This window comes from Peribacillus sp. N1, assembly GCF_054600815.1.
Map to the genome: position 1 here is coordinate 1 of NZ_BAAHZO010000084.1, position 243 is coordinate 243.

General features: G+C 44.0%; 1 pseudogene. It reads left to right on the forward strand.

What is annotated here, in order from left to right:
• Positions 1 to 60 precede the first annotated feature (60 nt).
• A pseudogene (locus ACYP5M_RS26680) lies at positions 61 to 243 on the forward strand (TIGR00375 family protein); the annotation flags it as partial.

The following is a 243-nucleotide window of genomic DNA, read 5'->3' on the forward strand; positions in this document are numbered from 1 at the left end:
CTTGAGGAACCAAGTTTCAATGAGCTGGCAAAAGCCCTTTAAGAAATAGGGAATCGTAAGGTGACCGTTAATTATGGTTTGAACCCCTTATTGGGAAAGTATCATCAAACTGTAGGTTCAGGGTGCTTACACCAGGTATTGAGGGATAGTGAACAAGGTCCCGAATGCGGTAATAAATCCATTATAAAAGGGGTATCGTCCAGGAGTGAAGAGCTCTCCATTTCCGGGACGGACGGAAGAAAT